Here is a 26690-nt window from a genome sequence, read left to right as displayed (position 1 = left end):
CCGTCCCGCTCGATCCGGGTGTGCGGTCGACGGACCTCGGGCGCAGGACTGGTGAAGGGGTGCGAGCGTCCCGGGGAGGTCGAACGCGGCGTCAGGCCGAGGGTACGGGCAGCAGCCGGTAGGCGTCCCCGTGCGTGAGCACGCGACCGGCGGTGGGCGGCGCGAAGTGGGTGCCGAGCAGGAGGGTGTCCGTGTCGGCGAGGGAGCCGAGGAGCTTGCGGCGCGAGGCCTCGGACTGCCGCGGGTCGATGTCGACGCAGGCGCCGATGGCGGGGTGGGCGAGCTGGACCGGGTGGTGGACGCAGTCACCGGTGATCAGCGCCGTCTCGCCCCGGCTGGTCAGTTCGACTGCGACGTGGCCGGGGGTGTGGCCGGGGGTGGGGATCAGGCGCAGGCCCGGGGCGATCTCGACGCCCTCGGCCGGGACGTCGACGAGGTCCAGCATCCCGGCCCGCTCGACCGGGATCACGGAGTCGAGGAACATCTGCCTCCGCGCCTCCTCCAGGTCGTACCCGGCCCAGAACTCCCGCTCGGCGCGGGAGGTGACGTAGCGGGCGTGGGGGAAGGTGGGGACCCACTCGCCGTTCACCTCCCGGGTGTTCCAGCCGACGTGGTCGGCGTGCAGGTGGGTGAGGATCACCAGGTCGACGGAGTCCGGAGCGAAGCCGGCGGCGGTGAGGCGCTCCAGGTAGTCGGTCCGCAGGTGGTGCCAGGCCGGGTTGGCCCGCTCCTTGCCGTTGCCTATGCCGGTGTCGACGAGGACGCGCAGCCCGCCCACGGCGAACGCGAAGCTGTGGCTGTCCAGGTGCAGGACACCCTCGTGGTCGGCGAAGTGGGGGTGCAGCCAGTCGTGGCCGGTCACCACCTCGGGGGTGGCCTCGGGCAGCAGCCACGGCCCGGTCGCGGGCGGCAGGAGGGTCTCGTCGATGCGGTGGACGGTGACGCCTCCCACCGTCCAGGCGGGGATGGGGGCGGGGGCTTCGGACGTGGCGCCGGACATGGGGCTCCTCCCGTAAACGCAATCGGTTTGCGTTAAGCCATCGTAGGACCTACAGTCTGACTAACGCAAACAGTTAGCTTTTGGTGCGGGTGCCATCTCGCTCCAGCCCCGATCAGGAGAGAACGCCCATGTCCTCCGCCGAACCGCCCACCACCGAACACCCCTCCGCCGAACCTCCCGCCGAACCGCCCACCGGTCCGTCCGCCACCGAACGGCCCGCCACCGACCTCACGCCACCCGAGGCCGCCCGCTGGGCCGCCCGGGCCGGGCTCCCCCTGCCCGCCGACCGCCACGACCCGGTCGCGGCTACCGCCAACCAGCTGCTCTCCGTCGTCGCGGTCCTGCGGGAGCTGGACTTCGGGGACACCCCGCCCGCGAGCGCCTACCGCGCGGAAAGCGCCCACTACACGGACGAGGAGACGCACGATGCAGCCGTATGAGCTCTCCCTCGCCGCCGCCGCGGAGGAGATCCGGGCCCGGCGACTGTCCCCCGTCGAACTGGTGGACTCGGTCCTCGACCGCATCGAGCTGGTCGAACCGCACCTCGGCGCCTACGTCGCGGTCACCGCGGAGCGGGCGCGCCGGGCGGCCCGCGAGGCCGAGCAGGAAGCGGCGCGCGGCCTGCACCGGGGGCCGCTGCACGGCGTGCCGATGGGGCTCAAGGACCTGATCGACGTCGCCGGGCTGGCCACCACGGCCAGCTCCCGGGTCCGCGCCGACCACCGCGCGCAGGCCGACAGCACGGTCGCCGCCCGCCTGGCCGCGGCCGGCGCGATCCTGGTCGGCAAGACGCACACCCACGAGTTCGCCTACGGCCTGACCACCCCGCAGACCGGCAACGCCTGGGACCGCGGCCGGGTCGCCGGCGGCTCCAGCGGCGGATCCGCCGTCGCCGTCGCCGCGGGCGCCGCGACCTTCGCGCTGGGCACCGACACCGGCGGCTCGATCCGGGTGCCCGCCGCGCTCAACGGGGTCGTCGGCCTCAAGCCGACCTACGGCCTCGTCCCCCGCCACGGCGTCGCGTCCCTGTCCTGGTCGCTGGACCACGTCGGCCCGATCGCCCGGACCGTCGAGGACACGGCCCTCGTCCTGGACGCCCTCGCCGGGCACGACCCGCGCGACCCCGCCTCGCTGGCCACCCCCGCCGTCGGCCATCGGCCGGGCGCGGACACGGACCTGACGGGGCTGCGCGTCGGCGTGCCGCGCAGCTACTACTTCGACCGCGTCGACGTGGAGGTGGAGGCCGCCGTCCGGCGCGCCATCGAGCACCTGGAGGCACTCGGCGCACGGCTCGTCGACGTCGACATCCCGATGACCCGCTACCTCCAGGCGACTCTGTGGGGGCTGGTGGCGCCGGAGGCCACCGCCTATCACGAGCGCTCCCTGCGGGCGGTGCCCGAGCTGTACCAGGCGGACGTCCGCGCCCTCCTGGAGGCCGGCGAGCTGATGACCGCCGGGGACTACCTGCGCGCCCAGCGCTCCCGGACGCTCATGCGGCAGGAGTGGGCCCGGATGCTGGAGGAGGTCGACGTGATCGCCGCCCCGACCGTCCCGGTCACCGCGGTACGGACCGACCAGGAGGCCGTCACCTGGCCCGACGGCACGGTCGAGAGCGTCCCCGACGCCTATGTGCGCCTGTCCGCCCCCGCGAACATCACCGGGGTGCCCGCCCTGTCCGTCCCGGTCGGCCGGGACGCGGCGGGCCTGCCGATCGGCATGCAGTTGCTCGGCCGGCCGCTCGGAGAGCGCACGCTGCTGCGGGTCGGCCACGCCTTCGAGCGGACGCAGCCCGCCCGGGCGCTCGCGCCGGCGGTCTGAGAACAGCAGGCGGGCCGGGCCGGACGGCGCCGGCCCGCCGTCCGGCTCCGAGGCGGGCCCCCGGCACCCCGGCACCCCGGCACCCCGGCACCCCGTAAACGCAAGGATTATGCTTTAAGGTGTTTATCGTGAGTCGCAAACAGATGGTGCGCCCCGGCGGGCGCAGCGCCCGGGTCCAGGCATCGGTGCACACCGCTGTGCGTGAACTCCTCGCCGAGGTGGGCCGCGACGCGCTGACGGTGCCGCTGGTCGCGCAGCGCGCGGGCGTCACCCCGTCGACGGTCTACCGCCGCTGGGGTGATCTCCAGGAGCTGCTGTCCGACGTCGCGGTGGAGCGCCTGCGGCCCGACACGGCGCCGGAGGACCTGGGCGACCTGCGGTCCGACCTGACGGCCTGGGCCGAACAGTTCCTCGACGAGATGGCCTCCCCCTCGGGCCGCGCCTACATCCGCGACGCCCTGCTCGGCGACCCGGACGGCGGCAACGCCGGCCAGTGCTCGGACTACGCGGCCGAACAGGTCGGCGCCGTGCTGAGCCGGGCGGGCGGCCGCGGGGAGGACACGCCCGGCGTCGAGGCGGTCATGGACGGCGTCGTCGCCCCCCTGATGTACCGCATCCTCTTCCGCCCGGCCGGCCTCGACCCCGCGTACGCGCGCCGGCTCGTGGCCGAACTCCTCGACCCGTACGGGGCCGGTCCTTCGGGCGGATGATCGTTCACCGGGCGAGGACGGGCAGCTCACGTTATCGACGGGCAGCTCAAGTTATAAGCTTCTGCGGGACGTTCACGAGCCCGGCCGCTGGCCGGGACCTCGCCTGGGAGGAAGCGTCGTGGGGAAGAAGATCCCGGTGCGGACCGGATGCCAGAACTGCTCGCGGTGCACCGGCTCGATCGGCGGCAACGCGGCCCGCAAGACGGTGCGGGGCACCGGGGTGGCGCTCGGCGCGGTGGTCACCGTCGGCCTGAGCCTCCTCTTCATCCGGAGGTGCCGCGCCTGCGACCACCCCATGGGCAGCCACCACCACCACTGATCGCGCCGCCGGACCTCCGCAACCCGGCTCCGACCCGGCATCCGGGCCGGAGCCGGGCGGGCGTCAGGCGTCCAGGTGCTTGAGGAAGTCGAGCAGCGCCTCGTTGACCTCCGCCGGGCGCTCCTGCTGCGTCCAGTGCCCGGTGTCCGGCAGCCGGACGTGGCGGTGCAGCTTGGGCACCCGGCTCAGCAGGTGGGCCAGCACCTCCGGTGGGACGAGCGCGTTCACCATGTCCTGTTCGCCGGCCACGTACAGCGCCGGCACGTCGATCGTCACGCCGTCGAAGGCGGCCATCAGTTCGGCGTTGCGGTCGATGTTCCGGTACCAGTTGAGCCCGCCCGTGAAGGCGTGCTCGCCGTGCAGGGCGTAGTCGGCCGCGAGGGCGTCGATGTCCGCCTCGGTGAGCCAGGCCGGCAGCTGCGCCGGCTCCGGGATGGTGTCCAGCAGGACCTTGCCCTCGGGGACGACCCATGGCTGCGGCTTCCCCCCACCGCGCGGGCCACCGCCCAGGATGCGGCGGAAGCTGGACTTCACGTCGGCCGCCAGTTCGGCGTCGGCGCGGCCCGGCTCCTGGAAGTAGTTCTGGTAGAAGCCCTCGCCGAAGTTCTCCCGGGACTCCCGCAGCGGCCGCGGCCCGCTGGGCAGCGGCGGCACGCTCAGCCCGGCGACCCCGCGCACCAGGTCCGGCCGCAGCGCGGCGGTGGCCCAGGCGACCGGCGCGCCCCAGTCGTGCCCGACCACGACGGCCCGCTCCTCGCCGAGCGCGCGGATCAGCGCCGTGACGTCGCCGACCAGGTGCAGCAGGGAGTACGCGTCCACCCGCTCGGGCTGCTCGCTGCGGGCGTAGCCGCGCTGGTCGGGGGCGACGACCCGGTAGCCGGCCGCGGCGAGCGGGGCGAACTGGTGGCGCCAGGAGTACCAGCTCTCCGGGAAGCCGTGCAGCAGCAGGACCAGCGGGCCCTCGCCCTGTTCCGCGACGTGCAGACGGACACCGTTCACCTCGACGTGGCTGTGCTTGATCGCGTCGTTCAAGTCCCGCTCCCGGTCCGGTGGAAGGGCCGGGGCATCCGTTTCGCCCCGGCCCTTCCCGGCGCAACACCGCCGGGGCGCGGGGCATTCCCGCCGCCCCGGGGAGAACGGCCGAGGCCGCCCCGGAACTCCGGGACGGCCTCGGCGTGGTGATGGAAAGTCAGTTCACCGTGTAGCTGTAGGGGATCGCCGCGAGCACCGAACCGGTGGTGCCCAGGGTGTTGTTGGCGGTCGCCACCGAGCTGGGGGCGGACACCAGGTACAGCACACCGTGGACGGTGCTGCCCTTCGCACCGGTCGGGGTCACGGTGACCTGGAGCGAGCCGCTGGCGCCCGGCTGGACGGTCACCGGGTTGGCGGCCGGGGCCGAGGCGTTGACCGCCAGGGCGTACGGGTCACCGGTGCTGGAGGTCAGCGCCGGGTCGAACGCCTGGGTGTGCGCGGTCGCGGTGATGGTGGCGGTGCCGGCCGGGGCACCGGCGGTGCCGAACGGGCCAACCTGCTGCAGGAAGGTGCCCCACACACCGGGGAGGACCGGCTGCGACGCGCTGCCGTTGTCGGTCACGACCGAGATGGTCGAACCGTCCTGGGCCTTCTTCAGGTCGCCGAAGAGGTCCGGCGAGCCGGTGGTGCCGGACAGCTCCAGGTGGGCCGGCGTCGAGGAGGCCGCCACCGCCTTCAGCTGGTCGGTGCCCGGCGGGACGAGGAAGGACGGCACCGCGGAGGTGAGGCTCAGCGGCAGGGTGACCGTCGCGGAGGCGCCCTGCGGCACCAGCGGGATGTCGGTGCGGCGGTCCAGGCGGCCGTCGGCCGAGATCTTCTGGGTGGCGACGGTGTTGTTGGTGTAGTTCACCTGGACGGTGACCGGCTTGCCGGCCGCCAGCTTGGCGTGCGGGTCGTTCGGCAGGCCGGCGGCGGTGGCGACGTTCTGGTTGAACGCGACGGTGCCGGCGAAGTCCTGGGCGAGCTCCTGGCCGCTGACCGGGCCGAGCACGTTCAGGACGAACCGCCAGCGGCCGGCGGCCGGGTTGACGGTGGTGGCCGAGACGCCGGCGGTGGTGCCGGTCAGGTTGCCCTGCGCGTCGAGCAGGCCGTTGCCCTCGATGTCGATCGGGGTGCCGTTCGGGCTGATCAGCGCGCCCTGCATGAGCAGCTTCGGATCCTTGGCGACGGTGACGCCGACCCGCAGGTCCTTCTGGCCCTTCGGGACGTCGAAGGCGTACGCGAAGCTCTGCGTCGGCGAGGCGTTGCGGCCGTTGCCACCGGTGATGGTGCCGGTGAAGGTGCCCTTGCCCTGGTTGACCGGGACGAGGCTGCGCAGCACGACCGGAACGCTGGTGGCGGTGCCGTTGGAGCTGGCGACGGTGATCGCCTGGCTGGAGTCGCCGCTGGTGCCCGGGGTGGTGAGCTGAACCTTGAGGGTCTTGGTCTCACCCGGCTTCAGGTCCGCGACGCTCGGGCTGACGGCGCCGGCCGGCACCGCGCGCTGGGTGGCGGTGCCCAGCTGGACCGGACCGTTGTAGCCGGCCTTGCCCGCCGGGGTGTACAGGACGGCGGTCCACTCGCCGGCCACCGGGTGCGGGACGTCCACCAGGCCGAAGTCGGCCGGGGTGGCGCCGCCCTGCGGACGGGTGTTGGTCTCGAAGCGGCCCGACGGGTCGAGCAGCGTCATGCGGACCACGGAGCCGTTGGTGACCGGGCTGGCCGCACCCTGCCAGGCGATCGACGCCGCGAGGCGGTCGGCGCCGGCCGGGACGGTGAACTTGACCTGCTTCTGCACCCAGGTGGCGCCGTTGGTGGCGTACTTGAAGGTGTCGGTGGAGGCCGTGTCCAGCTGGACGGTCTGCTGGTTGCTCGACTGCGGCACGAAGGTGCGGGTCGCGCCGCTGACCGTCTGCGGGGCGGAGCTGGTGTTGGTGACGGTCACGTCGGCGGTGTGGGTCGAGCCGGGGTTGCCGGCGATGTCGACCTGACCGGTGGTGACGACGACGGTCTTGCTGTCCGACGCGCCGGAGCCGGCGTGGTAGCCGCGGGCGGCCTCGACGGCGGCGCGGACGTTCAGCAGGCCGGCGCCCTGCTCCTCGGCCGGGACGCCGAGGTCCTGGGCGGTGCCGGTGATGAACTTCTTCACCAGCGCCGGGGCGGGCGACTGGCCGTTGTGGGTGTCGCGGTAGGCCTGGATGACCAGGGCCGCGGCGCCGGTGACGAACGGCGCGGCCTGGCTGGTGCCGCCGAACGACTGGATCGGCGAACCCTGGCCGCTGTAGCCGGTGCAGTCGGTGTACTTGCTGGTGTCGGGCGAGCAGAGCGCCCAGTCCGACTCGCCCGGCGCGACCAGGTCGACCGTGCGGCCGGCCTGGGTGAAGCCGCCCGAGGAGAGCGCGGAGATGCGGTTGTTGCTCCAGGTCTTGTTGGAGAACTGGGCGGCCGCGTAGCCGGTCTGCTGGTAGTTCTGGTTGTCCGTCGAGGCGCCGACCGCGATCACGTTCGGGTCGGTGGCCGGGGTGCCGATGGTGCCGCTGATGCCCGCGTCGCCGGTGGAGACGGAGACGGTGACACCGGCCTTGACGGCCTGGTCGTTGAAGAGCGAGATGGTGTCGTGCGCGCCGCTGTCCGGGGTGACGTTGCCGCCGAAGGACTCGTTCAGCACGTCGACCTTGGCGACCGAGACCGCGTAGTCGATGGACTGCAGGATCGACGAGTTCGACATGATCTCGCCGCCGGCCCGCAGGGCGACCAGCGAGGCGTCCGGGGCGAGGCCGCGGATGCGGATGTTGCAGCCGGCCGGCAGACCGCGGGAGGCGTTCACGAACTTCGAGACGTCGTAGACCTGGCGGCCCTGGGCGATGACCGCCGAGGCGTCGCCGAAGGCCTCCGCGCCACCGGTCGGCGCGTCCACGCCGTCGCCCGCGAAGTCCTGGTAGTCGACGACCGCGTGCGAGCCGTCGGCCCGGATGAAGTCCGGGTTGTTCGGGTCGAGGCCGTCCGCGATGTAGGCGACCTTGACGCCCTTGCCGGTGGCCAGGTCGGCCGCGCCGGGCTTGCCGTCGGCGCCGACGGCGTGCGTCGAGTAGAGGCCCTCCGGCTCCAGCAGCGGCTGGGACGGGTCGGACGGGCAGATCGTGTTGGTCGCGTTCTGCTCGGCGCCCTGGCCGTTGCTGCCCGAAACGGCCTGCGGGGCGGCGGCCTTGGCCGACTTGGCACCGGACTTGGTGTCCGCGGCGTCCTTCGCGGCCGCGGCCTTGCCGGCGGCCGGCGGCGTGACGGTGACCTGCTCGTCCGCGACGACCGAGGCGACGGCCGGGTCGGCCAGCAGCGCGGCACGCAGCGCGGGGCTCACCGTGGCCGAGAACGCGTTCCCGACCACGAAGCTCTTGATGTTGGTGCCGCCGTTGGCCTTGACCTTGTCCAGCAGCGGCGCCTGGGCGTTCGCGGCCTTCTGCTTACGGGCGCCGAGGTGGCCGTTGTCGGCCGGGGCGTCCGCTATCTGGTCCTTGAGAATCACGATCACCGGCACCGGGGTCCCGTCCGCGGACGCCACGGGGGCGTTCTGCGGGTCCGGGAGCGGAGCTGCGTTGGCGCTGGACCCGAAGGTCAGGACCATGGACGCGGCGGTGACCGTGACGGCAGCTGCTAGCTGGGATTTCCGCCAGCCGATCAATGGACATCCTTTCGTCTGATGAGACGTCAGGTTGCGCGGCCCAGCGTACGCGGATCCAGGTCGGACGCGTGGTTGCTCCGGACCGCGCGTCCCGACAGCGGTCGCATTCCAGCGCATCCGACACGACCACGACAAGGGGGGAAATCCCCATTAGAAAGTAAAAAAGACCATCAGAAAGTAAAATTCACGGCAGAAATCGGGCCATGTCCGCCCCTTTTCGCTGACCAGACCCGGTCGGAACTGTCCGATCCCGGTCGGAAAAAATCGGTGGCGAACTCTGGACAGTGGCGGACCACCGCCACCTGGGACACACCGTCAGCACCGCCACACACCCTTCCCCCCGGACCCACTCTGAAACCGGACATGACAGAACGGGCGCGCGGTCACACCGACGCCCGGTGGCCGGAACCCCCCGACCGGCGAGCGATCAGCACCCGATCAGCCGGCGGCCAATCGCTCCTGGGCGTCCGACAGATCCTCGGCGGTGGGCGCGTCGTCCTGGGTCAGCCGGTGGCGCCAGTACCCGGTGAAGTCGATCGACCGCTTCGGCACGCCGCGCTCCGCCACCAGGTGGCGGCGCAGCGCCCGCACCGCGCCCGCCTCCCCCGCGAGCCAGGCGAACGGCGCGCCGGCCGGCAGCGCGGCGGCCCGCACGGCCCCGGCCAGCACGACCCCGGGGGCCGCCCCGCCCCGGACCGACCAGTGCACGGCCAGCTCGGCACGGCTCTCCAGCGGCTGCCGCTCGGCCTCGTCCGCGACCTCGACGAACGCGAGGGCCCGCACCCCGGCGGGCAGCGCCTCGACCAGCGTCGCGATCGCCGGCAGCGCCGTCTCGTCCCCCGCCAGCAGCACCCAGTCGGCAGCGGCGGCGGCCTCGGCGAGCGGGACCGGCGGGGCGTACAGCGCCGAGGGGCCGACCATCCCGAGCCGCTGCCCCGGCTCCGCGCGCTCCGCCCAGGCGGCGGCCGGACCGGTGTCGCCGTGCAGCACGAAGTCGATCTCGACCAGGCGGGTGCCGGGCCGCCGGCGCCGGAGGGTGAAGCTGCGCAGCAGCGGGCGCCCCGCCTCGGGGATCGCCAGGTACGCCTGGTACCAGCTCATCGGGTCGTCGCTCTGCGCGGGCAGCTCGGGCACCGCCTGGCCGGGGCGGGGGAAGCACAGCTTCACCTGCTGGTCGGGCGCCGTGCCCACGGAGTCCGCCAGGGCCTCGGCCTCGAAGGTGACCCGGGCGGTGCGCGGCGTGATCCGGCGGACCTCGACGACCTCGGCGAAGGTGACGGGCAGTGTCATCGCAAAACCCCTTCGGTTGATAACCTTACGACATAAAGAGTTGTCGCGGCCGAGGATACTTTACGCCATAAGGAGTTGCTGCATGGTCGTCTACGCCGGACAGGGCGACGCCCACCGGTCCCTGTCCCTGCTCTGGGGCGCACCACCGCAACCGCGCACCGGGCGCAGCGGCCCCAAACCGGGCCTCAGCGTCGACGCGATCGTCTCCGCCGGCATCGCGGTCGCCGACGCGGACGGCATGGCCGCGCTCTCGATGCGCGCCGTCGGCGAACGGCTCGGCCGCACCGCCATGGCCCTCTACACCTACGTCCCGGGCAAGGCCGAACTCCTCGACCTGATGCACGACCGGGCACTCGGCGAACTGCGGCCGTCCGTCGCGGACTTGGACGGCTGGCGCCCCGCCGTCACCGCCTGGGCCGAGGAACTGTACGCCTGCTACCTGCGCCACCCCTGGATCCTCCAGGTATCGCAGGCCCGCCCGGTGCTCGGACCGGCCGAACTCGCCGCCATGGAAAGCCTGTTGCGTGCCCTGCGACCGGCCGCCCTCGCACCCCCGCGGCTGCACGGCGTCGTCGCGGCGCTCTGGCAGTTCGTCCGCGGCACGGCCGCCGTGGCCGCCGAATCGCGCGGCGCCGCCGCCGCGACCGGCATCGCCGACGAGGACTGGTGGACCGCCCGGTCCGCCCGACTCGCCGAACTGGCACCGGACTTCACCGAGCGCTTCCCTCTGCTGTCCGCCCTCCAGGGCGCCGCCGACGGCACGCCGCAGGACCGCGACCGGGCGGCCTTCCGCACCGGGCTCGCCGTCCTGCTCGACGGCGTGGCGGCCTCGGGGGCGGGGGCTGATCAGAGTGCCGGTCGGGGCGCGGATCAGGGCTCGGGTTGAGCCGCTGATCAGCCTCGGCGGGCAGCCGGGATCGCCAGCAGGATGCCGAGCACCAGCAGGGTGGCGTACCCGGCGGTCTCATGGCCGTCCGGGACCAGGAAACGGACGAAGCCGAACAGCCGGAAGCCCCCCAGCCAGTCCGCCGCCAGGCCGGACCCGCCGCCGAGGATCAGCACGAAACCGAGATAGCCGAGCAGCGTCTTCATGCCCCGAGCCTAGGCAGCTCCCGGCGCCCGGGAATCCGACTTTCGGCGCGACCCGGGGATGACCAAAGTCGTCCCGGCGCCTTCCGCCGGCCGTCCCGGAGCCGTCGGTCGCCGCCCGCCCGCCGCCCGGCCGTCCCGGTGCCGTACCGCCCGGGGTCCGGACCGCCGTACCCGCCCGGGATCCGGACGGAGCAGCAGGCGCGGCGGCCCGGCGGCGCCCCGGGTACGTTCGCCGTGTGCAGCAGATGCCACAGCATGTCAGCAGAGTGGCGGCGGCCGCCGCGGTGTCCGCCCTGATGCTCGCCGCCGGCGCCCCGACCGCCCCCGGGCAGGACGCCGCCGGTGCGATCGGCGGCGAACGGCTCGGCCGGTCCGCCGTCCAGGTCGCTCCGCTGGCCGGGGCGCCCGCGCTGCCGCCCACGTTGACCGGGCGGTCCTGGCTGGTCGCCGACGCCGGCACCGGCGAGGTCCTCGCGGCCCACAACGCCCACCTCCAGCTCCCCCCGGCCAGCACCCTGAAGATGCTCTTCGCGGACACCGTGCTGCCCAAGTTCGACCGCACGACGGAGCACAAGGTCACCACGGCCGAACTGGCCAACGTCGGCGCCGGCAGCAGCCTCGTCGGCGTCAAGGAGGACCTGCCGTACCGCGTCGAGGACCTCTGGCGGGGCGTCTTCCTCAGCTCCGGCAACGACGCCGTCCACGTCCTCGCGCACATGAACGGCGGCCTCCAGCAGACCGTCGCCGAGATGCAGTCCCGTGCCCAGGCCCTGCAAGCGCGCGACACCAAGGTGGTCTCCCCCGACGGCTACGACATGGACGGCCAGGTCTCCTCCGCCTACGACCTCACCCTGTTCGCCCGCGCCGGGCTGCGCAACGCCGACTTCCGCTCCTACTGCTCCACCCGCACCGCGCACTTCCCCGGCGGACTCGACAAGCTCACCGGGCAGCGCACCAGCTTCGACATCGCCAACACCGACCGGCTGCTCGGCAAGTACCAGGGCCTGATCGGCGTCAAGAACGGCTACACCACCAACGCGGGCGCCACCTTCACCGGCGCCGCCCAGCGCGGCGGCCGCACGCTGCTGGTGACGGTGATGCACCCGGACACCCAGACCCGGGTCTACGACGAGGCGGCCGAGCTGCTCGACTGGGGCTTCGCGGCGGCCGACAAGGTCCAGCCGGTCGGGCAACTGGTGGAGGACACCGCCGCCGCCCGCCCGGCCACCATCACCGGCCGGGCCGGCGCTGCCTCCTCCGCCGCCCCCGCCGCCATCGCCGGTCAGGCGCACCCGCAGGCCGTCCGGGGCAACGACCCCGGCCTCGCCCCGGCCGCCTGGACGGCCATCGCACTCGGCGCCGTCCTCGCCCTGTGGGCCGCCGGGCGCACCGCCGCCCGCCGCCGCGCCGCACTCGCCGCCGACCCGGCCGCGCTCCCCGACCCGGGCGCCACCGCCCTCGGCGGGCACGGCCACCGCGGGCTGGCCCGCCGGGCCCGGGCCCTGGTCAGGCACGCCCTAGACTTCCGGCCATGACCACGCCCGACCCCGTTTCCTCCGACCGGCTCGCCCGGATCGTCAGCCTCTCCTCCGGGAGCTACCTGCTCGTCACCACCTACAAGAAGGACGGCACCACCGTGCCGACCCCGGTGTGGGTGGTGCGCGACGGCGAGGCGCTCGGCGTCTGGACCGTCGCCGACTCCTGGAAGGTCAAGCGGATCCGCAACCGCGCGGACGTCCTGGTGGGCCCCTGCGACGTCAAGGGCCGGCCGACCGGCGAGCAGTACCCCGCCACCGCCGAGATCCTCAACCCCGAACGCACCGCCGCCTACCGCACCCTGCTGCGCCAGAAGTACGGCCTGCTCGGTGTGCTCACCCTGCTCGGCAGCCGCCTGCGCCGCGGCGAGCGCGGCACCGTCGGCATCCGGATCACCCTCACCTGACGCGCCACCCGGCTGGCGGGGCCCCCGGTCACTCGCCGGGCCGGCCCGGGGAAAGGCGTGACGAGGAAGGGCGTGGGAGAGGCCATGGAGGACAGGGACGCGGACGGGGCCCGGGGCGGGCTGCCGCTGCTGGTGGTGGACGCGGCCAACGTGGTCGGGTCGGTGCCCGACGGGTGGTGGCGGGATCGACGGGGCGCCGCCGAGCGGCTGCGGGACGCGCTGGTCGCCGTCGCCGGGCAGGGCCTGCCGGAGCGGCCCGGGCCGCTGGAGGTGGTGCTGGTCGTGGAGGGCGCGGCCCGAGGTGTGGACGGACTGCCCGAGGTACGGGTGGTCGCGGCGGCCGGCAGCGGTGACGACCGGATCGTCGAGCTGGTCCGGGCGGCCAGAGCCGAACAGCCGGACCGGGACTGCCTGGTCGTCACCGCCGACCGCGAACTGCGGGCCCGGGTCGGCGCGCTGGGCGCGGCGGTCACCGGGCCGCGCAGCGTGCGGCGTTAGGGCCGGTCCCGTTCAGTCCCGTTCAGTCCCGTTCAGTCCTGTCGCGCGCGGCAGGACCGAACGGGACCCGTTCCGGGACGCGCGGCGGGGTCAGTCCGCCTGGGTGGCGTACATGCCCCAGTGGATCGCCTGGTCGGAGGCGGTCACCGTGAACAGGAGGTCCCGGCCGGGCCGGGCGGGGATCTCCACCGAGCCGATGCCGGTCGCGCCGACCGGGCACTGGACCGTGAAGTCGGCCGGCGCCAGGCCGGCGACGTGGACCTGGACCGAGCCGCCGCCCTGGCAGCCCACCGTCACGGTGAAGGGCTGCGAGGGGTTGACGGAGGCCGTCACCGCGCCGCCGTCGCCGATCCAGTCCGGGATCCAGATCAGGCCCGTCTCCCCCGGGTGCGGCAGGATCTCCCCCGTCCCCATACCGCTCTGGACCGCAGCCGGGCCCGGCTGCGCCGAGGCCGTCCCGGCGACCGCCAGTACCGCCGCAAGGGCGGCCGCGCTGGCGGCCAGCATCCGCTTCCCCGTACGTGTCATCGCTACTCCCCGCTGCGTTGACCATCCGTCCGGCCGCACGAGCGCGCGCGGCCGGGCCGGGTGCCGACCCTCGGCACACGAAGGGATCTTATGACGATCAGATTTCGCCGAGGGCGGATTCGCCCGAACCCCGGCCCTCGAACCACGCCCCCGCGCGGCGGGCTGAAGCGACCCCGGGGCTGAACGCGTATGGGCGCCTCCCGGAACCCGACCACGGGCACCGGCATCTAGTTGACGGGTAGTAGCCGGGGCCCAGCGCATCGGGAGGCGCCGTCCCGGACGCTACCTGGTCACACCGGGTGCGTCATCCGAATTAATCCGGGCCCGAGGCCCGCCGTACGGGTCTCGCCGGGCCCGCGACGCCAGGGCGCTCCCACCGGTCCCCACCGGTTCGGACCGTACGGGAACCAACCGTGCCCGTCGTCCGACTGCTGGGGGGTGAGTGCGAAGTCGCCGGGTGTCCGGCCCTTGAGTGTGCTGGCGGGGTTCGCCCTGCTGCTGGTGGTGGTGTTCGTGGTGGCGTACGCGGTGGGACGGCAGGCGGGCCCGGTGTCCCCGGGGCTGACGCCCGGGGGCGGCGCGTCGCCCGGGGCACCCGGGATGGGCGGGCACGACATGGGCGGGATGCGATGAGCCCGGTCGCGGGGGCCGACGCCGGGGCCCTGGTGAGCACCGATCTGGCGGTCGGCGGGATGACCTGCGCGGCCTGCGTGGGCCGGGTGGAGAAGCGGCTGGCCCGGATCGACGGAGTGACGGCCGGGGTGAACCTGGCGACCGGTCGGGCCCGGGTGCTGCACCCGGCCGGGGTGCCGGTCGCAGAGCTGGTGGCGGCCGTCGAACGAGCGGGATACACCGCCGAGTTGGCGCCCGCCGGGGCGGGCGTCGGGCTGCCGGACGAGGAGCCGGCGGAGCGCTGGCGGCTGCTGGTGACGACGCTGCTGGCCGTCCCGGTGGTGGTGCTGTCGATGGTGCCGTCACTACAGTTCCCCGCCTGGCAGTGGGTCTGCTTCGCGCTGGCCGTCCCGGTGGTGACCTGGGGGTCGGTCGGGTTCCACCGCCGGGCCTGGCAGGGGCTGCGGCACGCGGCGGCCACCATGGACACCCTGGTCAGCCTGGGGGTGGTGGCGTCCTTCGGCTGGTCCGCGTACGCGCTGGTGTTCGGCGGCGCCGGGGAGGTCGGCATGCGGATGCCGTTCTCGCTGACCGCGGACGGCAGCGGCACGGCGCACGTCTACCTGGAGGCGGCGGTCGGGGTGCCGCTGTTCGTGCTGGCCGGGCGGCTGCTGGAGGGCCGGGTGCGGCGGCGCAGCGGTTCCGCGCTGCGGGCGCTGGCCGAACTGGGCGCGAAGCAGGTGTGCGTCCGGGACGGCGGGACCGGCGAGGAGCGCCTGGTACCGATCGAACTGCTGCTGCCCGGGCAGGAGTTCGTGGTGCGGCCGGGTGAACGGGTGGCCACCGACGGGGTGGTGGTCGAAGGCGGTTCGGCGCTCGACCTGAGCCTGCTGACCGGGGAGAGCGTGCCGGTGGAGGTCGGCCCCGGGGACGCGGTGGCCGGCGCGACCGTCAACGTCGGCGGCGCGCTGGTGGTTCGGGCGACGGCCGTCGGCGCCGACACCCAACTCGCTCGGATCACCGCGCTGGTGGCGGACGCCCAGGCCGGCAAGGCCCGGGCGCAGCGCCTCGCCGACGCGGTGGCCGGGGTGTTCGTGCCGTGCGTGCTGGCGGGCGCGGTGTGCGTGCTGGGCTTCTGGCTCGGCGCGGGCGCGGCCCCGCAGGCGGCGGTGACGGCGGCGGTCGCCGTGCTGGTGGTCGCCTGCCCGTGCGCCCTGGGCCTGGCCACCCCGACGGCGCTGCTGGCGGCGACCGGGCGGGGCGCGGAACTGGGCGTGCTGGTGCGCGGCCCGGAGGTACTGGAGAGCCTGCGCCGGGTCGACACCGTGGTGCTGGACAAGACCGGGACGCTGACCACCGGACGGATGGAACTGGCGGCGGTGACGGTCGCCCAGGACTTCGACTCGGGGCTCGGCGAAGGTCTCGGCGAAGGTCTCGACGAGGGTGCGGTGCTGCGGCTGGCCGGCGCGGTGGAACACCGCTCGGAGCACCCGATCGGGCGGGCCGTGGCGGCGGCCGCGCGGGAGCGCTGCGGTCCGCTCCCCGCGGTGGACGGCTTCGCGGCCGCCACCGGGGTCGGGGTGTCCGGGGTGGTCGAGGGCCGGAGCATACGGGTGGTCCGCCCGGACGGCACGGCGCAGCCGCTGCCCGCCGACCTCGCGGACGCGGTCACCGCCGCCTCGGACACCGGCCGCACGGCCGTGGTGGTCGAACTGGACGGGCGGGCCGCGGCCGTGCTCGCCGTCGGCGACACGCTGCGCTCGGGCAGCTGGCGGGCGCTCCACCGGCTGCGCGGGATGGGACTGGAGACCGTCCTGCTGACCGGCGACGGCCCGGGCGCGGCCCGGGCGGTGGCGCGCGAGCTGGGCATCGAACGGGTGCACGCCGCGGCCTCGCCGGAGGGCAAGGCCGCGGTGGTGGCCGAGCTGCGGGGCGCCGGGCGGACGGTCGCGGTGGTCGGCGACGGCGTCAACGACGCGGTGGCACTGGCCTCGGCGGACCTCGGGGTGGCGCTGGCCTCGGGCAGCGACGCCGCGATCGGCGCGGCCGGACTCACCCTGGTGCGCGGCGACATCGAGGCGGTGGTGGACGCCGTCCGGTTGGCCCGGCGCACCCTCGGCACGATCCGGGCCAATCTGCTGTGGGCCTTCGGCTACAACGTGGTGCTGATCCCGCTGGCGGCCGTCGGCCTGCTCAACCCGATGCTGGCGGCGGTGGCGATGTCGCTCAGCTCGCTGCTGGTGGTCGGCAACAGCCTGCGGCTGCGCACCTGGCAGCCCGGGCGCGGCGCCTCGGCGGCCCGGAAGGGGGCGCGGCGATGAGCACGGCGATGAGCGCGATCGGACGGCTGCGGGTGGTCGGCCCGCCGGTGGGCGCGGCGGCGCTGACGCTGGTGCTGCTGACCGGGTGGACGGCGGTCGGCGGGGCCGGGCGGCCCCGGCCGGTGGAGGCCGGCCCGGGCTGGCTGCTACTGCCGACGGCGGGCGCGGCCCCGGCCACGGCGGCGTTCTTCACGATCCGCAACCCGGGCGACGTACCGGACGAACTGACCTCCGCCAGCTGGGAGTTCGGCGGCAGGATCACGATCAAGCGGCACCTCCACCAGGGCGCCGCAGGCCGCTGGGAGCCGGTGGCCGCCCTCCCGATCCCGGGCCGCGGCGAGCTGGCGATGGCCCCGGAGGACGCCGACCTGATGATCGCCGACCCCCCACCCCTACGGGCCGGCCAGTGGGTGGACTTCACCCTCGGCTTCCGCCACAGCCCGGACCTTCATCTCAGGGCCCAAGTCCTCCCCCCGGGCACCCGCCCCCGCCCGACCGAACCCCCGGCGAACTGACACTCCCCGGCCGGATCACGCCCCGCCCCCCGTCGAGGCGTGATCCGGCCCGGCCGATGGCCTGTCGGGCGGAGGCAGAGAACACGAGATTGCGGTTCGAACAGGATCAGGCCCCTTTCCCGGCTCCCAGTCCTGGACCGGAACGGACCGGATTCATTTGCCGGCCTCCGGCCCGTACCACTGGAGGGCCTGTCCGGTGACGCTCGCGATGCACTCGAAGTCGCGGTCCCGGTGCAGAAGGGTCAGGCCTTGCAGTTCCGCTGTGGCCGCGACGACCAGGTCCACGGCTCCGGCGCTGCGGTGCTGACCTCGTTTGGTCAGCATGCCCTGGACGTACCAGGCGCGGTCGTAGGCGCGGTCATCGACCGGCACCCAGCCGAACAGCAGCCGCATGTCCTCGATCCCCTGAGCGCGGTCGGCCGCTGTCCGCGCGCTGTAGAAGAACTCAAGTTCGGTGATGGGGCAGCTTGCGACCAAGCCCGCCGCTGCGGCTTGGTCCCAGCCGTACTGCTCGGCGTCGCCGCGCATGAAGCGCGCGAGCGCGCTGGTGTCGATCAGGAATTGCGCCGCGTTCACCGACGGTAGTTCCTCTTGTCCTCGAAGATCTCCAGGTCGAAGGCCCCCGCATCCGCCGCGGCACGCAGCCGTGTGAGGGCGAGCGCTCGCCGCCTGTTCTCCAGCACCTCACGCAGAGCGGTGTTGACCGTCTCCCTCTTGGTGCTGGTGCCGAGAGCCTGAGCCACGTCGGCGAGCAGCTCGTCGTCCAGGTCGATCACGGTCCGGCTCATGTGATGCACCTCCTGATATCAACTCGCATCTGAAGTATATCTCGACATGTTCCAGGCGGAAGGGATGCGTGGACGGCGATGCCCAGCACTGCCGGAACGCCTGCGACGCCGCGCACGTTGGCGCCCCCCTGGGTTCCTCGGACGGGATACGCCGATGGCCCGGACCGCTGTGCGGTCCGGGCCATCGGCCGGCGGAGGAGGTGAGATTCGAACTCGTGAGGGGTTGCCTTGGCCCGCGTTCCGAGCGTGCGCCTCCGGGCCGTCGGTCAGGGGTGGGGGATGACGGCGACCGGGGACTGGGCGTGGTGCAGGGCGGCGTGGGCGACGCGGCCGAGGCGGGGGCCGAAGTCGAGGGAGCGGTGGCGGCGGCCGACGACCAGGAGGGCGGCACCGGCGGAGGCTTCGACCAGGCCGCGGGCGGAGCCGAGCCGGACGTCCTCGATCACCACGGTGTCCGGGTGCCGCTCGCGCTGGCCGGCCAGGGCGAGGGTGAGCAGCTTGGCCTCCAGCGCCTCCAGTTGGGCGATCTCGGTGGGCGGCACGGCCCCGCCGGCGTAGCCGAAGACCGGCGGGAGGTCCCAGCCGTGCACGGCCCGCAGCCGGGCGCCGCGCAGGGCGGCCTCCTGGAAGGCGAAGGCGAGCACCTCCTCCTCCGGGGCGTGCGCGTCGACGCCGACCAGCACCTCGGGCCCGTCATCGCCGGCCCCGTCGGGCGCGCCCGGCTCGCGCACCACGACCACCGGCACCGTGCTGCGGGCGGCCGCGGCCATGCCGACCGAGCCGAGCAGCAGCCCGGTGAAGCCGCCGAGGCCGCGCGAGCCGAGCACCAGGAGGGCGGCGTCCGCGGCAGCGGCGACCAGGCCGTCCACCGGCGCGTCCAGGACGGCGTCGGTGTGCACCACCAGGTCGGGGTGGCGCTCGCGGATCGCGTCGGCGGCCGAGGCCAGCACCCGCTGTGCGGCGGCCGGCAGGTCGTCGGGCTCGGCGAAGGTGGCCACACCGTCGGTCAGCCACGGCCAGGCGTGCACCAGACGCAGCGGGGCGCCCCGGAGCACCGCCTCGTCGGCGGCCCAGAGGGCGGCGGTGGTGCTCTCCGGCGAGCCGTCGACCCCGGCCAGGACGGATGGCGTCATGAGGGTTCCTCCACTGTGTCGGCGCTTGGTGGGGCGGCGCGGGGACGGTGTGCGCACTGACGGCCCGTCCGCTCCTCCCCCACCCTGGCGGTCCGCCAGGGCCTCGCGACAGAGGCCGCAGGCCCCTCGGTGACGGGACGAAAGGCCCGCCCGTGGGAGCGTACGGCGCACCCCGGCGTGCGGGGTGCCGACACCCGGGCACTACCGTGAATCCGGCAATCGCCCTGATCGGGCGGCACCTGGCGCCCTCCGGCGGCGGGTGGAGGACGGGCCGGGGCGAGTACGAGGAGGACAGCGGTGGGCGGAGCGGACGGCAGCGCGGCGGTCGGCGGCGCGCGGATGCCCCGGCTGCGCCTGGACGAGCTGCTGGAGGAGCTCCAGTGGCGGATCGACGCGGCGCGCGGCACCCAGAACCGGGTGCACAGCCTGCTGGAGGCGGTGCTCGCGGTCGGCCGGGAGCTGGACCTCGCCCAGGCTCTGCACCGGATCGTCGAGGCCGCCGCCGACCTGGTGGACGCCCGCTACGCCGCGCTCGGAGTGATCGGCCCGGACGGGCACTCGCTGTCGCAGTTCCTGACGGTGGGACTGTCCGAGGAGGAGATCGCCGAGATCGGCCCGCCGCCGTCCGGCCGGGGCATCCTCGGGGAGTTGATCCGCGACCCGCAGCCGCTGCGCTGCCCGGTGCTGTCCGAGCACCCCGCCTCGGCGGGCTTCCCGCCGAACCATCCGCCGATGCACACCTTCCTCGGGGTGCCGGTGCGGGTGCACGGCGAGGTGTTCGGGAACCTGTACCTCACCGACAAGCGCGGCGGGCTGGACTTCGACACCGACGACGAGGCGGTGATCTCCACCCTGGCGGTCGCGGCCGGGGTGGCGATCGACAACGCCCGGCTGTACGAGGAGGCGCAGCTGCGCCAGCGCTGGCTGCGGGCCAGCGCGGAGATCAGCCGCAGCCTGCTGTCGGGCGCGCCCCGGCTGGAGGTGGTGGAGCTGATCGCCCGCCGGGCCGGGGAGATCGCCGGCGCCGAGCTGGCCGACGTCTCGGTGGCGCTGGACGGTCCGCAGGAGCGGGCGGAGGAGCTGACGGTGGAGGTCGCGCTGGGCGGGGCGCCCGCTGCGCGGCTGGGGGTGACGGTGCCGGTGGACGGCACGCTGTCGGGCGCCGCGTACGCCTCCGGTTCACCGGTGACCAGCGACGACCTGGCCTGCGACGCCCGCTACCCGGCGGGCCCGGCGGGGCGCTTCGACGGGCTGGGCCCGGCGGTCGCGGTGCCGCTGGGCACCGGGGCGGGGTACGGGCGGGGCGTGCTGCTGCTGGCCCGCGCCGCCGGACGGCCGGCCTTCGGGCCGGACGAGACCGGGCCGCTGCTGGGCTTCGCGGACCAGGCGGCGCTAGCCCTGGAGCTGGCCGAGCGGCGGCGCGACGCCGAGCAGCTGACGCTGCTGGAGGACCGTGACCGGATCGCCCGGGACCTGCACGACCTGGCGATCCAGCGGCTGTTCGCGACCGGGATGACGTTGCAGAGTGCGGGCCGGCTGATCGACAGCCCGGCCGCCGCCGACCGGGTCGCCCGCGCGGTGGCGGACCTGGACGAGACCATCAAGATCATCCGGTCGACGATCTTCGGGCTGCGCGCCCACAGCGAGCCCGACCGGGGCCTGCGCGCCCGCGCCACCCGCGTCGCCGCCGAGGCGCAGGGGACGCTCGGCTTCGCGCCCCGGCTGAGCATGGAGGGCCTGCTGGACACCGACGTGCCGCAGGAACTGGCCGACCACGTGGTGGCCGTCCTCGGCGAGGCGCTCAGCAACGCCGCCCGGCACGCGCGGGCGGGCCGGGTGGAGGTGACGCTGCGGGCGCTCGCCGGGCGGGTGTCCCTGGTGGTGGCCGACGACGGGGTGGGCGTTCCCGAGGGCGGCCGGCGCAGCGGGCTGCGCAACCTCGCCGAGCGGGCCGAGCGGGTGGGCGGCGCCTTCACGGTCGGGCTCGCCGAGGGCGGCGGCACCCGGCTCTCCTGGGAGGCCCCGCTCAGCTCCTGACGTGCCGTCACCGGGCCTTCGCCCACGCCGCTCCGCCCCCTTGCGCACGCCGTCCCTACTCGAACGACCGAACGTCCTCGGGCGGGTTCACACGTCAAGCACGCCCCCTTCGAAGAACGCTCTCAACATCCATTGTCGCCACGCATGTTCGACGGTAGAGTCGCCGTTCGCCGAGCACGGATGAGCATTCGACGGCATCATTTGGGGCGGCCATGTCAATTAATCAGGACACCCTCCAGGTCGTTCCCGACCTGATCCACGCGTTCACGGAAATGGCACGCCGCAATCCCCGGCACCCCGCGATCGTCCAGCGGGGACGCACCCTCGACTACGGCCGGCTCGCAGAGCTGGCGAACACCCTGGCCAGGCGCCTGGGACCGGACCCCGGCACGGTCTCCGTGCCGGCCGTCCACACGGCCGAAACGGTGGTCGCACTTCTCGGCGTGCTGACCGCCGGGGGCGTGTACTGCCCGATCGATCCGGCATTCCCGGCGGCCCGTCGACACGCCATGGCGACGGCCGCGAACTGCCGCACGGCGATACTCGGCGACGCCGTCGCGGAGCACCAACTCGACGCTCGATTAGTAGAGTTACCCGCCCTCTCGGAATTCCCCGGAGAACCGCCCGGAACCCTTCCGGCGGACCGTGCCGCAAGCGGCCCGGAACATCCGGCCTACATTCTCTTCACGTCGGGTTCGACCGGGCAGCCGAAACCCGTCGCCACTCCCCGCCGGGCCGTCGCGGCCACGGCCCACGCACTGCGCGACCTCTTCCACCTCACCCCCCAGGACCGGGTGCTCCAGTTCGCCTCGCTCAACTGGGACACCTGCTTCGAGGAGATCCTCCCGGCACTCACCGCGGGCGCCACCCTCGTCCTCGACCCCGACGCGCACTGCGGGTCGTTCCCGCGCTTCCTGCGGATGGTCGAGCGCGAGCGGATCACCGTCCTGGACCTGCCGACCGCCTTCTGGCACGAACTCGTCCACCACCTGGTCGACGACCGGGCCGAACTGCCGCCCCGCGTCAAACTCCTGGTGATCGGCGGGGAGGCCGTCCAACCGGCCCGGCTGGACGACTGGGCCCGGCTGGACACCGGGCGGATCCGGCTGCTGAACACCTACGGCTGCACCGAGACCACCCAGATCACCCACGCCGTCGACCTGTCCGGACCGCTCGCCCGCGAACCGGCCCGGCCCGGCGCCGACCGCGCACCGGCCGCCCGCGCACCGATCGGCCACGCCCTGCCGCACGTCATCGAACGCCTCGGCGAGCAGGGCGAGTTGCTGATCGGCGGGCCCGGCCTCGCGCTCGGCTACCCCGGCCTGCCCGAGGCGACGGCGGCCCGGTTCACCACCGTCGACGGCGAGCGGTACTTCCGCACCGGCGACCGGGTGAGCCGCGGCCCGGACGGCCTGCTCACCCACCAGGGCCGCCTGGACGGCGAATTGAAGGTGCGCGGCGTCCGGGTGGACCCGGCGGAGGTCGAGGCGCACCTCACCGGCCACCCCGAGGTGAGCGCCGCCGCCGTCACCGGCGCCGCCCTGGCCGGCCGCACCGCGCTGCTCGCGTACGTCGTGGCGCGGCGGCACACCTCCCCGCCGGACCTGGCCGGCGAGTTGCTGTCCTACCTGCGGGCCCGGGTGCCCGGCCACCTCGTACCCGGGCGGATCACCGTCGTCCCCCGGCTCGTGCACACCCCCAGCGGCAAGGTCGACCGGGCCGGCTGCCACCTGCGCTACGGCGCCCACGACAGGTCGAAGGAGACCTCCGTTGAGCACTGACCTCACCACCCCCGCCACCCCGCAGGACCTGGTGGCCGTCTTCCGGCGCGTGCTGGAACGCGACGACGTGGCGCCCGACTCCGACTTCTTCGACCTCGGCGGCGACTCGCTGATCGCCACCCGGGTGCTGAGCGCCGTCGCGCGCGGCTACGCCGTCGAGCTCACCTTCGACGAGTTCCTGCTCGGGCCCACTCCCACCGCGCTCGCGCGCAGAATCACGGCCGCGAGATGAACGACCACCCGTTCAACGGCCAGCAGTTCAACGCGCATCAGCCAGGAGGAACCGCCGTCGTGGTCGGCGCCGGACTGGCCGGGCTCACCGCCGCCACCGGGCTGGCGGCCCACGGTTTCGACGTGACCGTCCTGGAGGCCCGGGACCGGGTCGGCGGGCGCACCCACGGCATCGAGGCCGCCCCCGGTGTCCTGGTCGACGCCGGAGCCGCCTACCTGGGCGACCGGCACACCGAACTACTCGCCATGATGGACGAGTTGGTGCTCAAGACCACCCCCACCACGATGTCCGGTGCCAGCCGGTTCGCGCTCGGCAGCGGCAACGACAACCACAACGGCAGCAGCGCCGACGCCACGACCCGCGACGGCCGGTTCCCGCCGCTCGACGGCGTCGCGCTCGGCGACCTGTTCGACCGGCTGTCCGAACTCACCGCCGCCGTACGGCCGGAGGCGCCCTGGCTCACCCCGGACGCCGAACGCCTGGACGCCCTGACCGCCGCCGAGTGGGCCGAGCAGCACCTCACCCACCCCGACGCCCGGCTGTTCTTCCCGTTGTTCCTGGGTGAGATGACGGCCGCCGACCCGGCCGACATCTCCGTCCTCCACCTCGCCTTCTACCTGCGCTCCGGCGGCGGCCTGCGCTACCTCAACGCCTTCGCCGGCGGCGCCCAGCAGGACCGGATCTCCGGCGGCGCCCACCAGGTGTGCGAGCGGCTGGCCGAGCGCCTGGGCCGCCGGGTACGGCTGGGCGAGCCGGTCCGGGCCGTCCACCAGGACGCCGACGCCGTCACCGTGCACACCGACCGCGGCGAACACCGCGCGGACGTCGCCGTCATGGCGCTGCCGCCGCTGCTCGCCGACGCGATCGACTACCGGCCCGGCCTGCCGGTGCGCCGGGCCGGCGAGCGCACCGCGCGCGGCTGCGCGGTCAAGGTCCACCTGGTCTACCCGGCGCCGCTGTGGCGCGACCACGGCCTGTCCGGCTGGTCGGTCAACGCCCGGGGGCCACTGCTCTCCACCGTGGACGACTCCCCCGCCGAGGCCGGCATCGGCGTCCTGACCGGCTTCGTCACCGGCGCCGAGGCGCACCGCTTCGCCGCCCTCACTCCGCGGCAGCAACGCGCCGCGGCCGTCGGGCAGGCCGCACAGCTCTTCCCGATGCTCCCCGAGCCGACCGCCTGCCACGTCACCGACTGGCTCAACGACCCGTACAGCCAGGGCTGTTACGCCGCCCTGCTGGGGCCCGGCGACTGGCCGCGGCTCGGCCCGGCGCTGACCGCGCCGCACCACCGGGTGCACTGGGCCGGCACCGAGACCAGCACCGCGTACTTCGGGCTGATGGAGGGCGCGATCCGCTCCGGCCACCGGGTCGTCGCCGACATCCTCGCCCGCACCTGAGACCCGCGCCGGACGTCCGGGTCCGACGCCCGCACCTGAGACCCGCGCCCGACGTCCGGGTCCGACGCCCACTCCGGACGCCCGCGCCCCGAACCCACGCCTGACGCCCCACCCCCGTCCTTCCCCGGCCCTTCCCCCTCCCCGGCGCCGATTCCACGAGAACCCGCGCCCGGCCCCCCTTCGGGAGACCCCCATGAGCGACCGCAGTTCCATCGCGCCCCTCGCCGCCAGACAGCGGCTGATGACCGAACCCGCCCTGGGCGCGGGCAACTTCCTCGACCACGCCCTCGCGGCCAACCCGCACCGCGCCGTCCCGTCCGTCTTCACCCACCGCACCGACCACCGCGGCGAGGTGGTGCTGCGCGGCCACAGCCTGCTCGATCTGGCCGCGCTGCGCGACCGCTACGCCGCCTGGTACCACGCCAACGGGGTGCGCCCCGGCGAGCCGGTGGGCGTCGTGGTCGGCGAGGGGCTGGAACCGCTACTGCACTTCCTCGCGCTGACCTCGCTGGGCGCCGTCCCCGCGCTGGTCAACGACGCGATGCGGCACGACGTGCTGGTCCGCTACCTGGACCACGTCGGCGTGGTCGGCGTGGTCGCCGACGACCCCACCCGGCTGGCCGCCGCCTACCGCGAGGACCCGGGCCGCCGCCCGCGCTTCCTCGCCCTGGCCGCCGAGGTGCAGGCCTTCGACGCCGACACCGTCGAGCTGCCCGCCGGCCACCCGTACCGGCACGCCCCGGACGACGTGGTGGCGCTGATCCACTCCTCCGGCACCACCGGCACCCCCAAGTCCACGATGCTGGCGCACCGCCAGTTCTGGGACGGCAAGCAGCCGCGGATGGAGCGCTTCCCCGCCGAGCCGTACGACCGGCTGATGTCGCTGATGCCGCACACCCACGCCGGCGGGCTCAGCTACTTCCTCACCGCGACGCTGCTCGGCCTGCCCACCGTGGTGATGTCCGACTGGCGGCGCGCCGTCGTCGAGCCGGTGATGGAGGCCTTCCAGCCGACCATGGTCGCCTCCTTCCCCCGGACCTTCGTCGAGCTGGCCACCGGCGAACTCCCGGTCCGCGGCGCGGCCCGGGTGCACTCCTGGTTCAACACCGGTGACAGCGCGCACCACGGGCACATCCGCCGCCTGGTGACGCTCGGCGAGCGGCCGGCCGGGCTGATCCGCCCCTGGCTGCTGCCGCAGGACCGGGCCGACCAACCCGCTCTTCCCGGTTCGCAGTTCGTCGACGGCCTGGGCTCCTCCGAGATGGGCATGGCGCTCTTCGGCCAGGTGACCACCCCGGAGAGCGCCCGCGACGACCGCTGCGTCGGCAGGCCGCTGGAGGTGGTCCTGAAGGCCGCCGTGCTCGACCAGGACGGCACCGAACTCCCGGACGGCACGGTCGGGTTGCTCGGCGTGGTCAGCCCCTCCCGGACCCCGGGCTACTGGCACGACCGGCGGCTGACCGAGAGCTTCGAGCTGGCCGGCTACTGGCTCACCGGCGACGTCGCCCGCCGCTCGCCGGACGGCCGGTTCTACCACCTCGACCGCACGGTGGACGTCATCGACACCGCCGACGGCCCGGTCTACAGCCTGCCGATCGAGGAGGTGCTGCTCGCCGACTGCGCCGACCTGGTGCAGGACTGCTCGGTGGTCGGCGTGCCCGGGGCGCCCGGTGAGGGACAACGCCCGGTCGCCGTCGTCCGGTTGCAGGCAGGGGCCGGAGGGGCCGCCGGGGCCGGCGCCGAGGAGGTACAGGACGCGGCGAACAAGGCGCTGGCCGCGGCCGGGCTGGCCGCACTCGCCGCCGTCCGGATCGCCCGCACACCTCAGGACTTCCCGCTCGGACCGACCGGCAAGGTGCTCAAGCGCGAGCTGCGCACCCGCTTCGCGGGCCTCTTCACCGACGTCCGAGCCGACCCCCAGGCAAGCCCTCGAACAGACCCCCTGGTCGACCCCTCCACCGCCCCCTCCACCGGCCAGTAGCCGGCC

At 74.4% G+C, this 26690-nt stretch carries 24 protein-coding genes and 1 pseudogene; 16 read left to right on the top strand and 9 right to left on the bottom strand.

Going from position 1 to position 26690, the window contains the following annotated elements; translation table 11 throughout:
• Nucleotides 1–91: 91 nt before the first annotated feature.
• Nucleotides 92–1000, bottom strand: coding sequence for an MBL fold metallo-hydrolase (locus AB0O82_RS18205; protein WP_363584765.1), 909 nt, complete (start codon nt 998–1000; stop codon nt 92–94).
• Between the two features lie 218 nt (nt 1001–1218).
• Here AB0O82_RS18205 and AB0O82_RS18200 point away from each other — a divergent pair.
• From AB0O82_RS18200 to AB0O82_RS18185, 4 genes and pseudogenes are all read left to right on the top strand, one after another.
• A pseudogene (locus AB0O82_RS18200) lies at nt 1219–1440 on the top strand (hypothetical protein); the annotation flags it as partial.
• On the top strand, nt 1427–2818 hold the full coding sequence (locus AB0O82_RS18195; protein WP_363584763.1) for an amidase: 1392 nt from the start codon (nt 1427–1429) through the stop codon (nt 2816–2818). The pseudogene AB0O82_RS18200 and the gene AB0O82_RS18195, both read left to right, overlap by 14 nt.
• A gap of 143 nt (nt 2819–2961) precedes the next feature.
• Nucleotides 2962–3528 (top strand): TetR/AcrR family transcriptional regulator, encoded by a 567-nt coding sequence (locus tag AB0O82_RS18190; protein WP_363584864.1) that lies wholly within the window; start codon nt 2962–2964, stop codon nt 3526–3528.
• Nucleotides 3529–3646: 118 nt separating this feature from the next.
• The gene (locus AB0O82_RS18185) at nt 3647–3847 is read left to right on the top strand and encodes a hypothetical protein (RefSeq protein ID WP_063346158.1); all 201 of its coding nucleotides are present in this window, start codon (nt 3647–3649) and stop codon (nt 3845–3847) included.
• Nucleotides 3848–3910: 63 nt separating this feature from the next.
• On the opposite strand, the gene AB0O82_RS18180 is transcribed toward AB0O82_RS18185, so the two are convergent.
• The 3 genes from AB0O82_RS18180 to AB0O82_RS18170 form a co-directional block, all read right to left on the bottom strand.
• On the bottom strand, nt 3911–4879 hold the full coding sequence (locus tag AB0O82_RS18180) for an alpha/beta hydrolase (RefSeq protein WP_363584761.1): 969 nt from the start codon (nt 4877–4879) through the stop codon (nt 3911–3913).
• Between the two features lie 157 nt (nt 4880–5036).
• Nucleotides 5037–8480, bottom strand: a complete 3444-nt coding sequence (locus AB0O82_RS18175) for a S8 family serine peptidase (protein ID WP_363584759.1) — start codon at nt 8478–8480, stop codon at nt 5037–5039.
• Nucleotides 8481–8975: 495 nt separating this feature from the next.
• A complete protein-coding gene (locus AB0O82_RS18170) occupies nt 8976–9827 on the bottom strand; it encodes a siderophore-interacting protein (protein ID WP_363584757.1) in 852 nt (283 codons plus the stop codon).
• Nucleotides 9828–9909: 82 nt separating this feature from the next.
• On the opposite strand from AB0O82_RS18170, the gene AB0O82_RS18165 reads away from it, so the two are divergent.
• On the top strand, nt 9910–10713 hold the full coding sequence (locus AB0O82_RS18165) for a TetR/AcrR family transcriptional regulator C-terminal domain-containing protein (protein ID WP_363584755.1): 804 nt from the start codon (nt 9910–9912) through the stop codon (nt 10711–10713).
• A gap of 8 nt (nt 10714–10721) precedes the next feature.
• Here the strand turns inward: AB0O82_RS18165 and AB0O82_RS18160 are convergent, their stop codons facing one another.
• Entirely contained in the window at nt 10722–10919 is a 198-nt protein-coding gene (locus AB0O82_RS18160; protein WP_363373336.1) for a hypothetical protein, read from the bottom strand.
• Between the two features lie 296 nt (nt 10920–11215).
• Here AB0O82_RS18160 and AB0O82_RS18155 point away from each other — a divergent pair, with 296 nt between their 5' ends.
• The 3 genes from AB0O82_RS18155 (at nt 11216) to AB0O82_RS18145 (ending at nt 13359) form a co-directional block, all read left to right on the top strand.
• Nucleotides 11216–12454, top strand: coding sequence for a D-alanyl-D-alanine carboxypeptidase (locus AB0O82_RS18155; protein WP_363584862.1), 1239 nt, complete (start codon nt 11216–11218; stop codon nt 12452–12454).
• The gene (locus AB0O82_RS18150; RefSeq protein WP_363584753.1) at nt 12451–12861 is read left to right on the top strand and encodes a PPOX class F420-dependent oxidoreductase; all 411 of its coding nucleotides are present in this window, start codon (nt 12451–12453) and stop codon (nt 12859–12861) included. The genes AB0O82_RS18155 and AB0O82_RS18150 overlap by 4 nt, the downstream gene beginning before the upstream one ends.
• An 84-nt stretch (nt 12862–12945) precedes the next feature.
• Nucleotides 12946–13359, top strand: a complete 414-nt coding sequence (locus AB0O82_RS18145) for an NTP pyrophosphohydrolase (RefSeq protein ID WP_363584751.1) — start codon at nt 12946–12948, stop codon at nt 13357–13359.
• A gap of 90 nt (nt 13360–13449) precedes the next feature.
• Here AB0O82_RS18145 and AB0O82_RS18140 read toward each other — a convergent pair whose 3' ends face one another.
• Nucleotides 13450–13887, bottom strand: coding sequence for a hypothetical protein (locus tag AB0O82_RS18140; protein ID WP_363584749.1), 438 nt, complete (start codon nt 13885–13887; stop codon nt 13450–13452).
• A gap of 468 nt (nt 13888–14355) precedes the next feature.
• Here AB0O82_RS18140 and AB0O82_RS18135 point away from each other — a divergent pair, with 468 nt between their 5' ends.
• Genes AB0O82_RS18135 through AB0O82_RS18125 form a run of 3 tightly spaced genes read left to right on the top strand, consistent with a single transcriptional unit; the run spans nt 14356 to nt 17335 of the window.
• The gene (locus AB0O82_RS18135) at nt 14356–14520 is read left to right on the top strand and encodes a hypothetical protein (protein WP_350879799.1); all 165 of its coding nucleotides are present in this window, start codon (nt 14356–14358) and stop codon (nt 14518–14520) included.
• On the top strand, nt 14517–16820 hold the full coding sequence (locus AB0O82_RS18130) for a heavy metal translocating P-type ATPase (protein ID WP_363584747.1): 2304 nt from the start codon (nt 14517–14519) through the stop codon (nt 16818–16820). Before AB0O82_RS18135 ends, AB0O82_RS18130 begins: the two co-directional genes overlap by 4 nt.
• Nucleotides 16817–17335: a copper chaperone PCu(A)C gene (locus AB0O82_RS18125; RefSeq protein WP_363584745.1), complete on the top strand. Its 519-nt coding sequence runs from the start codon at nt 16817–16819 to the stop codon at nt 17333–17335. The genes AB0O82_RS18130 and AB0O82_RS18125 overlap by 4 nt, the downstream gene beginning before the upstream one ends.
• A 153-nt stretch (nt 17336–17488) precedes the next feature.
• Here AB0O82_RS18125 and AB0O82_RS18120 read toward each other — a convergent pair whose 3' ends face one another.
• From AB0O82_RS18120 to AB0O82_RS18110, 3 genes are all read right to left on the bottom strand, one after another.
• The gene (locus AB0O82_RS18120) at nt 17489–17911 is read right to left on the bottom strand and encodes a PIN domain nuclease (protein WP_363584743.1); all 423 of its coding nucleotides are present in this window, start codon (nt 17909–17911) and stop codon (nt 17489–17491) included.
• Nucleotides 17908–18123, bottom strand: coding sequence for a type II toxin-antitoxin system VapB family antitoxin (locus tag AB0O82_RS18115; protein ID WP_363584741.1), 216 nt, complete (start codon nt 18121–18123; stop codon nt 17908–17910). The genes AB0O82_RS18120 and AB0O82_RS18115 overlap by 4 nt, the downstream gene beginning before the upstream one ends.
• Before the next feature lie 266 nt (nt 18124–18389).
• Nucleotides 18390–19256 carry a universal stress protein gene (locus AB0O82_RS18110; protein ID WP_363584739.1) on the bottom strand — a complete coding sequence of 289 codons (867 nt, stop codon included), beginning with the start codon at nt 19254–19256 and terminating at the stop codon, nt 18390–18392.
• Nucleotides 19257–19595: 339 nt separating this feature from the next.
• Between AB0O82_RS18110 and AB0O82_RS18105 the strand changes: the two genes are divergently transcribed.
• The 5 genes from AB0O82_RS18105 to AB0O82_RS18085 all read left to right on the top strand — a co-directional run bounded on the left by AB0O82_RS18105 (nt 19596) and on the right by AB0O82_RS18085 (nt 26684).
• Entirely contained in the window at nt 19596–21293 is a 1698-nt protein-coding gene (locus AB0O82_RS18105; protein ID WP_363584860.1) for a GAF domain-containing protein, read from the top strand.
• Nucleotides 21294–21505: 212 nt separating this feature from the next.
• Nucleotides 21506–23074, top strand: a complete 1569-nt coding sequence (locus AB0O82_RS18100) for an AMP-binding protein (protein ID WP_363584737.1) — start codon at nt 21506–21508, stop codon at nt 23072–23074.
• Nucleotides 23064–23306, top strand: coding sequence for an acyl carrier protein (locus tag AB0O82_RS18095; RefSeq protein ID WP_363584735.1), 243 nt, complete (start codon nt 23064–23066; stop codon nt 23304–23306). The genes AB0O82_RS18100 and AB0O82_RS18095 overlap by 11 nt, the downstream gene beginning before the upstream one ends.
• Nucleotides 23303–24703, top strand: coding sequence for an FAD-dependent oxidoreductase (locus tag AB0O82_RS18090; protein WP_363584733.1), 1401 nt, complete (start codon nt 23303–23305; stop codon nt 24701–24703). The genes AB0O82_RS18095 and AB0O82_RS18090 overlap by 4 nt, the downstream gene beginning before the upstream one ends.
• Nucleotides 24704–24896: 193 nt before the next feature.
• Complete coding sequence (locus AB0O82_RS18085) at nt 24897–26684, top strand: class I adenylate-forming enzyme family protein (protein ID WP_363584731.1); 1788 nt, start codon at nt 24897–24899, stop codon at nt 26682–26684.
• Nucleotides 26685–26690 lie beyond the last annotated feature (6 nt).

It is taken from the genome of Kitasatospora sp. NPDC088264, from assembly GCF_040685715.1.
Lineage (GTDB): Bacteria > Actinomycetota > Actinomycetes > Streptomycetales > Streptomycetaceae > Kitasatospora.
Note: the sequence above shows the minus strand (reverse complement) of the source record. Positions and strands in the feature narration are given on the sequence as shown.

Bases quoted from the DNA above. Each gene is read 5' to 3' on its own strand.
- AB0O82_RS18205 (WP_363584765.1), bottom strand. From the start codon at position 1,000: ATGTCCGGCGCCACGTCCGAAGCCCCCGCCCCCATCCCCGCCTGGACG.
- AB0O82_RS18195 (WP_363584763.1), top strand. From the start codon at position 1,427: ATGCAGCCGTATGAGCTCTCCCTCGCCGCCGCCGCGGAGGAGATCCGG.
- AB0O82_RS18190 (WP_363584864.1), top strand. From the start codon at position 2,962: ATGGTGCGCCCCGGCGGGCGCAGCGCCCGGGTCCAGGCATCGGTGCAC.
- AB0O82_RS18175 (WP_363584759.1), bottom strand. From the start codon at position 8,480: ATGGTCCTGACCTTCGGGTCCAGCGCCAACGCAGCTCCGCTCCCGGAC.
- AB0O82_RS18170 (WP_363584757.1), bottom strand. From the start codon at position 9,827: ATGACACTGCCCGTCACCTTCGCCGAGGTCGTCGAGGTCCGCCGGATC.
- AB0O82_RS18165 (WP_363584755.1), top strand. From the start codon at position 9,910: ATGGTCGTCTACGCCGGACAGGGCGACGCCCACCGGTCCCTGTCCCTG.
- AB0O82_RS18160 (WP_363373336.1), bottom strand. From the start codon at position 10,919: ATGAAGACGCTGCTCGGCTATCTCGGTTTCGTGCTGATCCTCGGCGGC.
- AB0O82_RS18155 (WP_363584862.1), top strand. From the start codon at position 11,216: ATGCTCGCCGCCGGCGCCCCGACCGCCCCCGGGCAGGACGCCGCCGGT.
- AB0O82_RS18150 (WP_363584753.1), top strand. From the start codon at position 12,451: ATGACCACGCCCGACCCCGTTTCCTCCGACCGGCTCGCCCGGATCGTC.
- AB0O82_RS18145 (WP_363584751.1), top strand. From the start codon at position 12,946: ATGGAGGACAGGGACGCGGACGGGGCCCGGGGCGGGCTGCCGCTGCTG.
- AB0O82_RS18140 (WP_363584749.1), bottom strand. From the start codon at position 13,887: ATGACACGTACGGGGAAGCGGATGCTGGCCGCCAGCGCGGCCGCCCTT.
- AB0O82_RS18130 (WP_363584747.1), top strand. From the start codon at position 14,517: ATGAGCCCGGTCGCGGGGGCCGACGCCGGGGCCCTGGTGAGCACCGAT.
- AB0O82_RS18125 (WP_363584745.1), top strand. From the start codon at position 16,817: ATGAGCACGGCGATGAGCGCGATCGGACGGCTGCGGGTGGTCGGCCCG.
- AB0O82_RS18115 (WP_363584741.1), bottom strand. From the start codon at position 18,123: ATGAGCCGGACCGTGATCGACCTGGACGACGAGCTGCTCGCCGACGTG.
- AB0O82_RS18110 (WP_363584739.1), bottom strand. From the start codon at position 19,256: ATGACGCCATCCGTCCTGGCCGGGGTCGACGGCTCGCCGGAGAGCACC.
- AB0O82_RS18105 (WP_363584860.1), top strand. From the start codon at position 19,596: ATGCCCCGGCTGCGCCTGGACGAGCTGCTGGAGGAGCTCCAGTGGCGG.
- AB0O82_RS18100 (WP_363584737.1), top strand. From the start codon at position 21,506: ATGTCAATTAATCAGGACACCCTCCAGGTCGTTCCCGACCTGATCCAC.
- AB0O82_RS18090 (WP_363584733.1), top strand. From the start codon at position 23,303: ATGAACGACCACCCGTTCAACGGCCAGCAGTTCAACGCGCATCAGCCA.
- AB0O82_RS18085 (WP_363584731.1), top strand. From the start codon at position 24,897: ATGAGCGACCGCAGTTCCATCGCGCCCCTCGCCGCCAGACAGCGGCTG.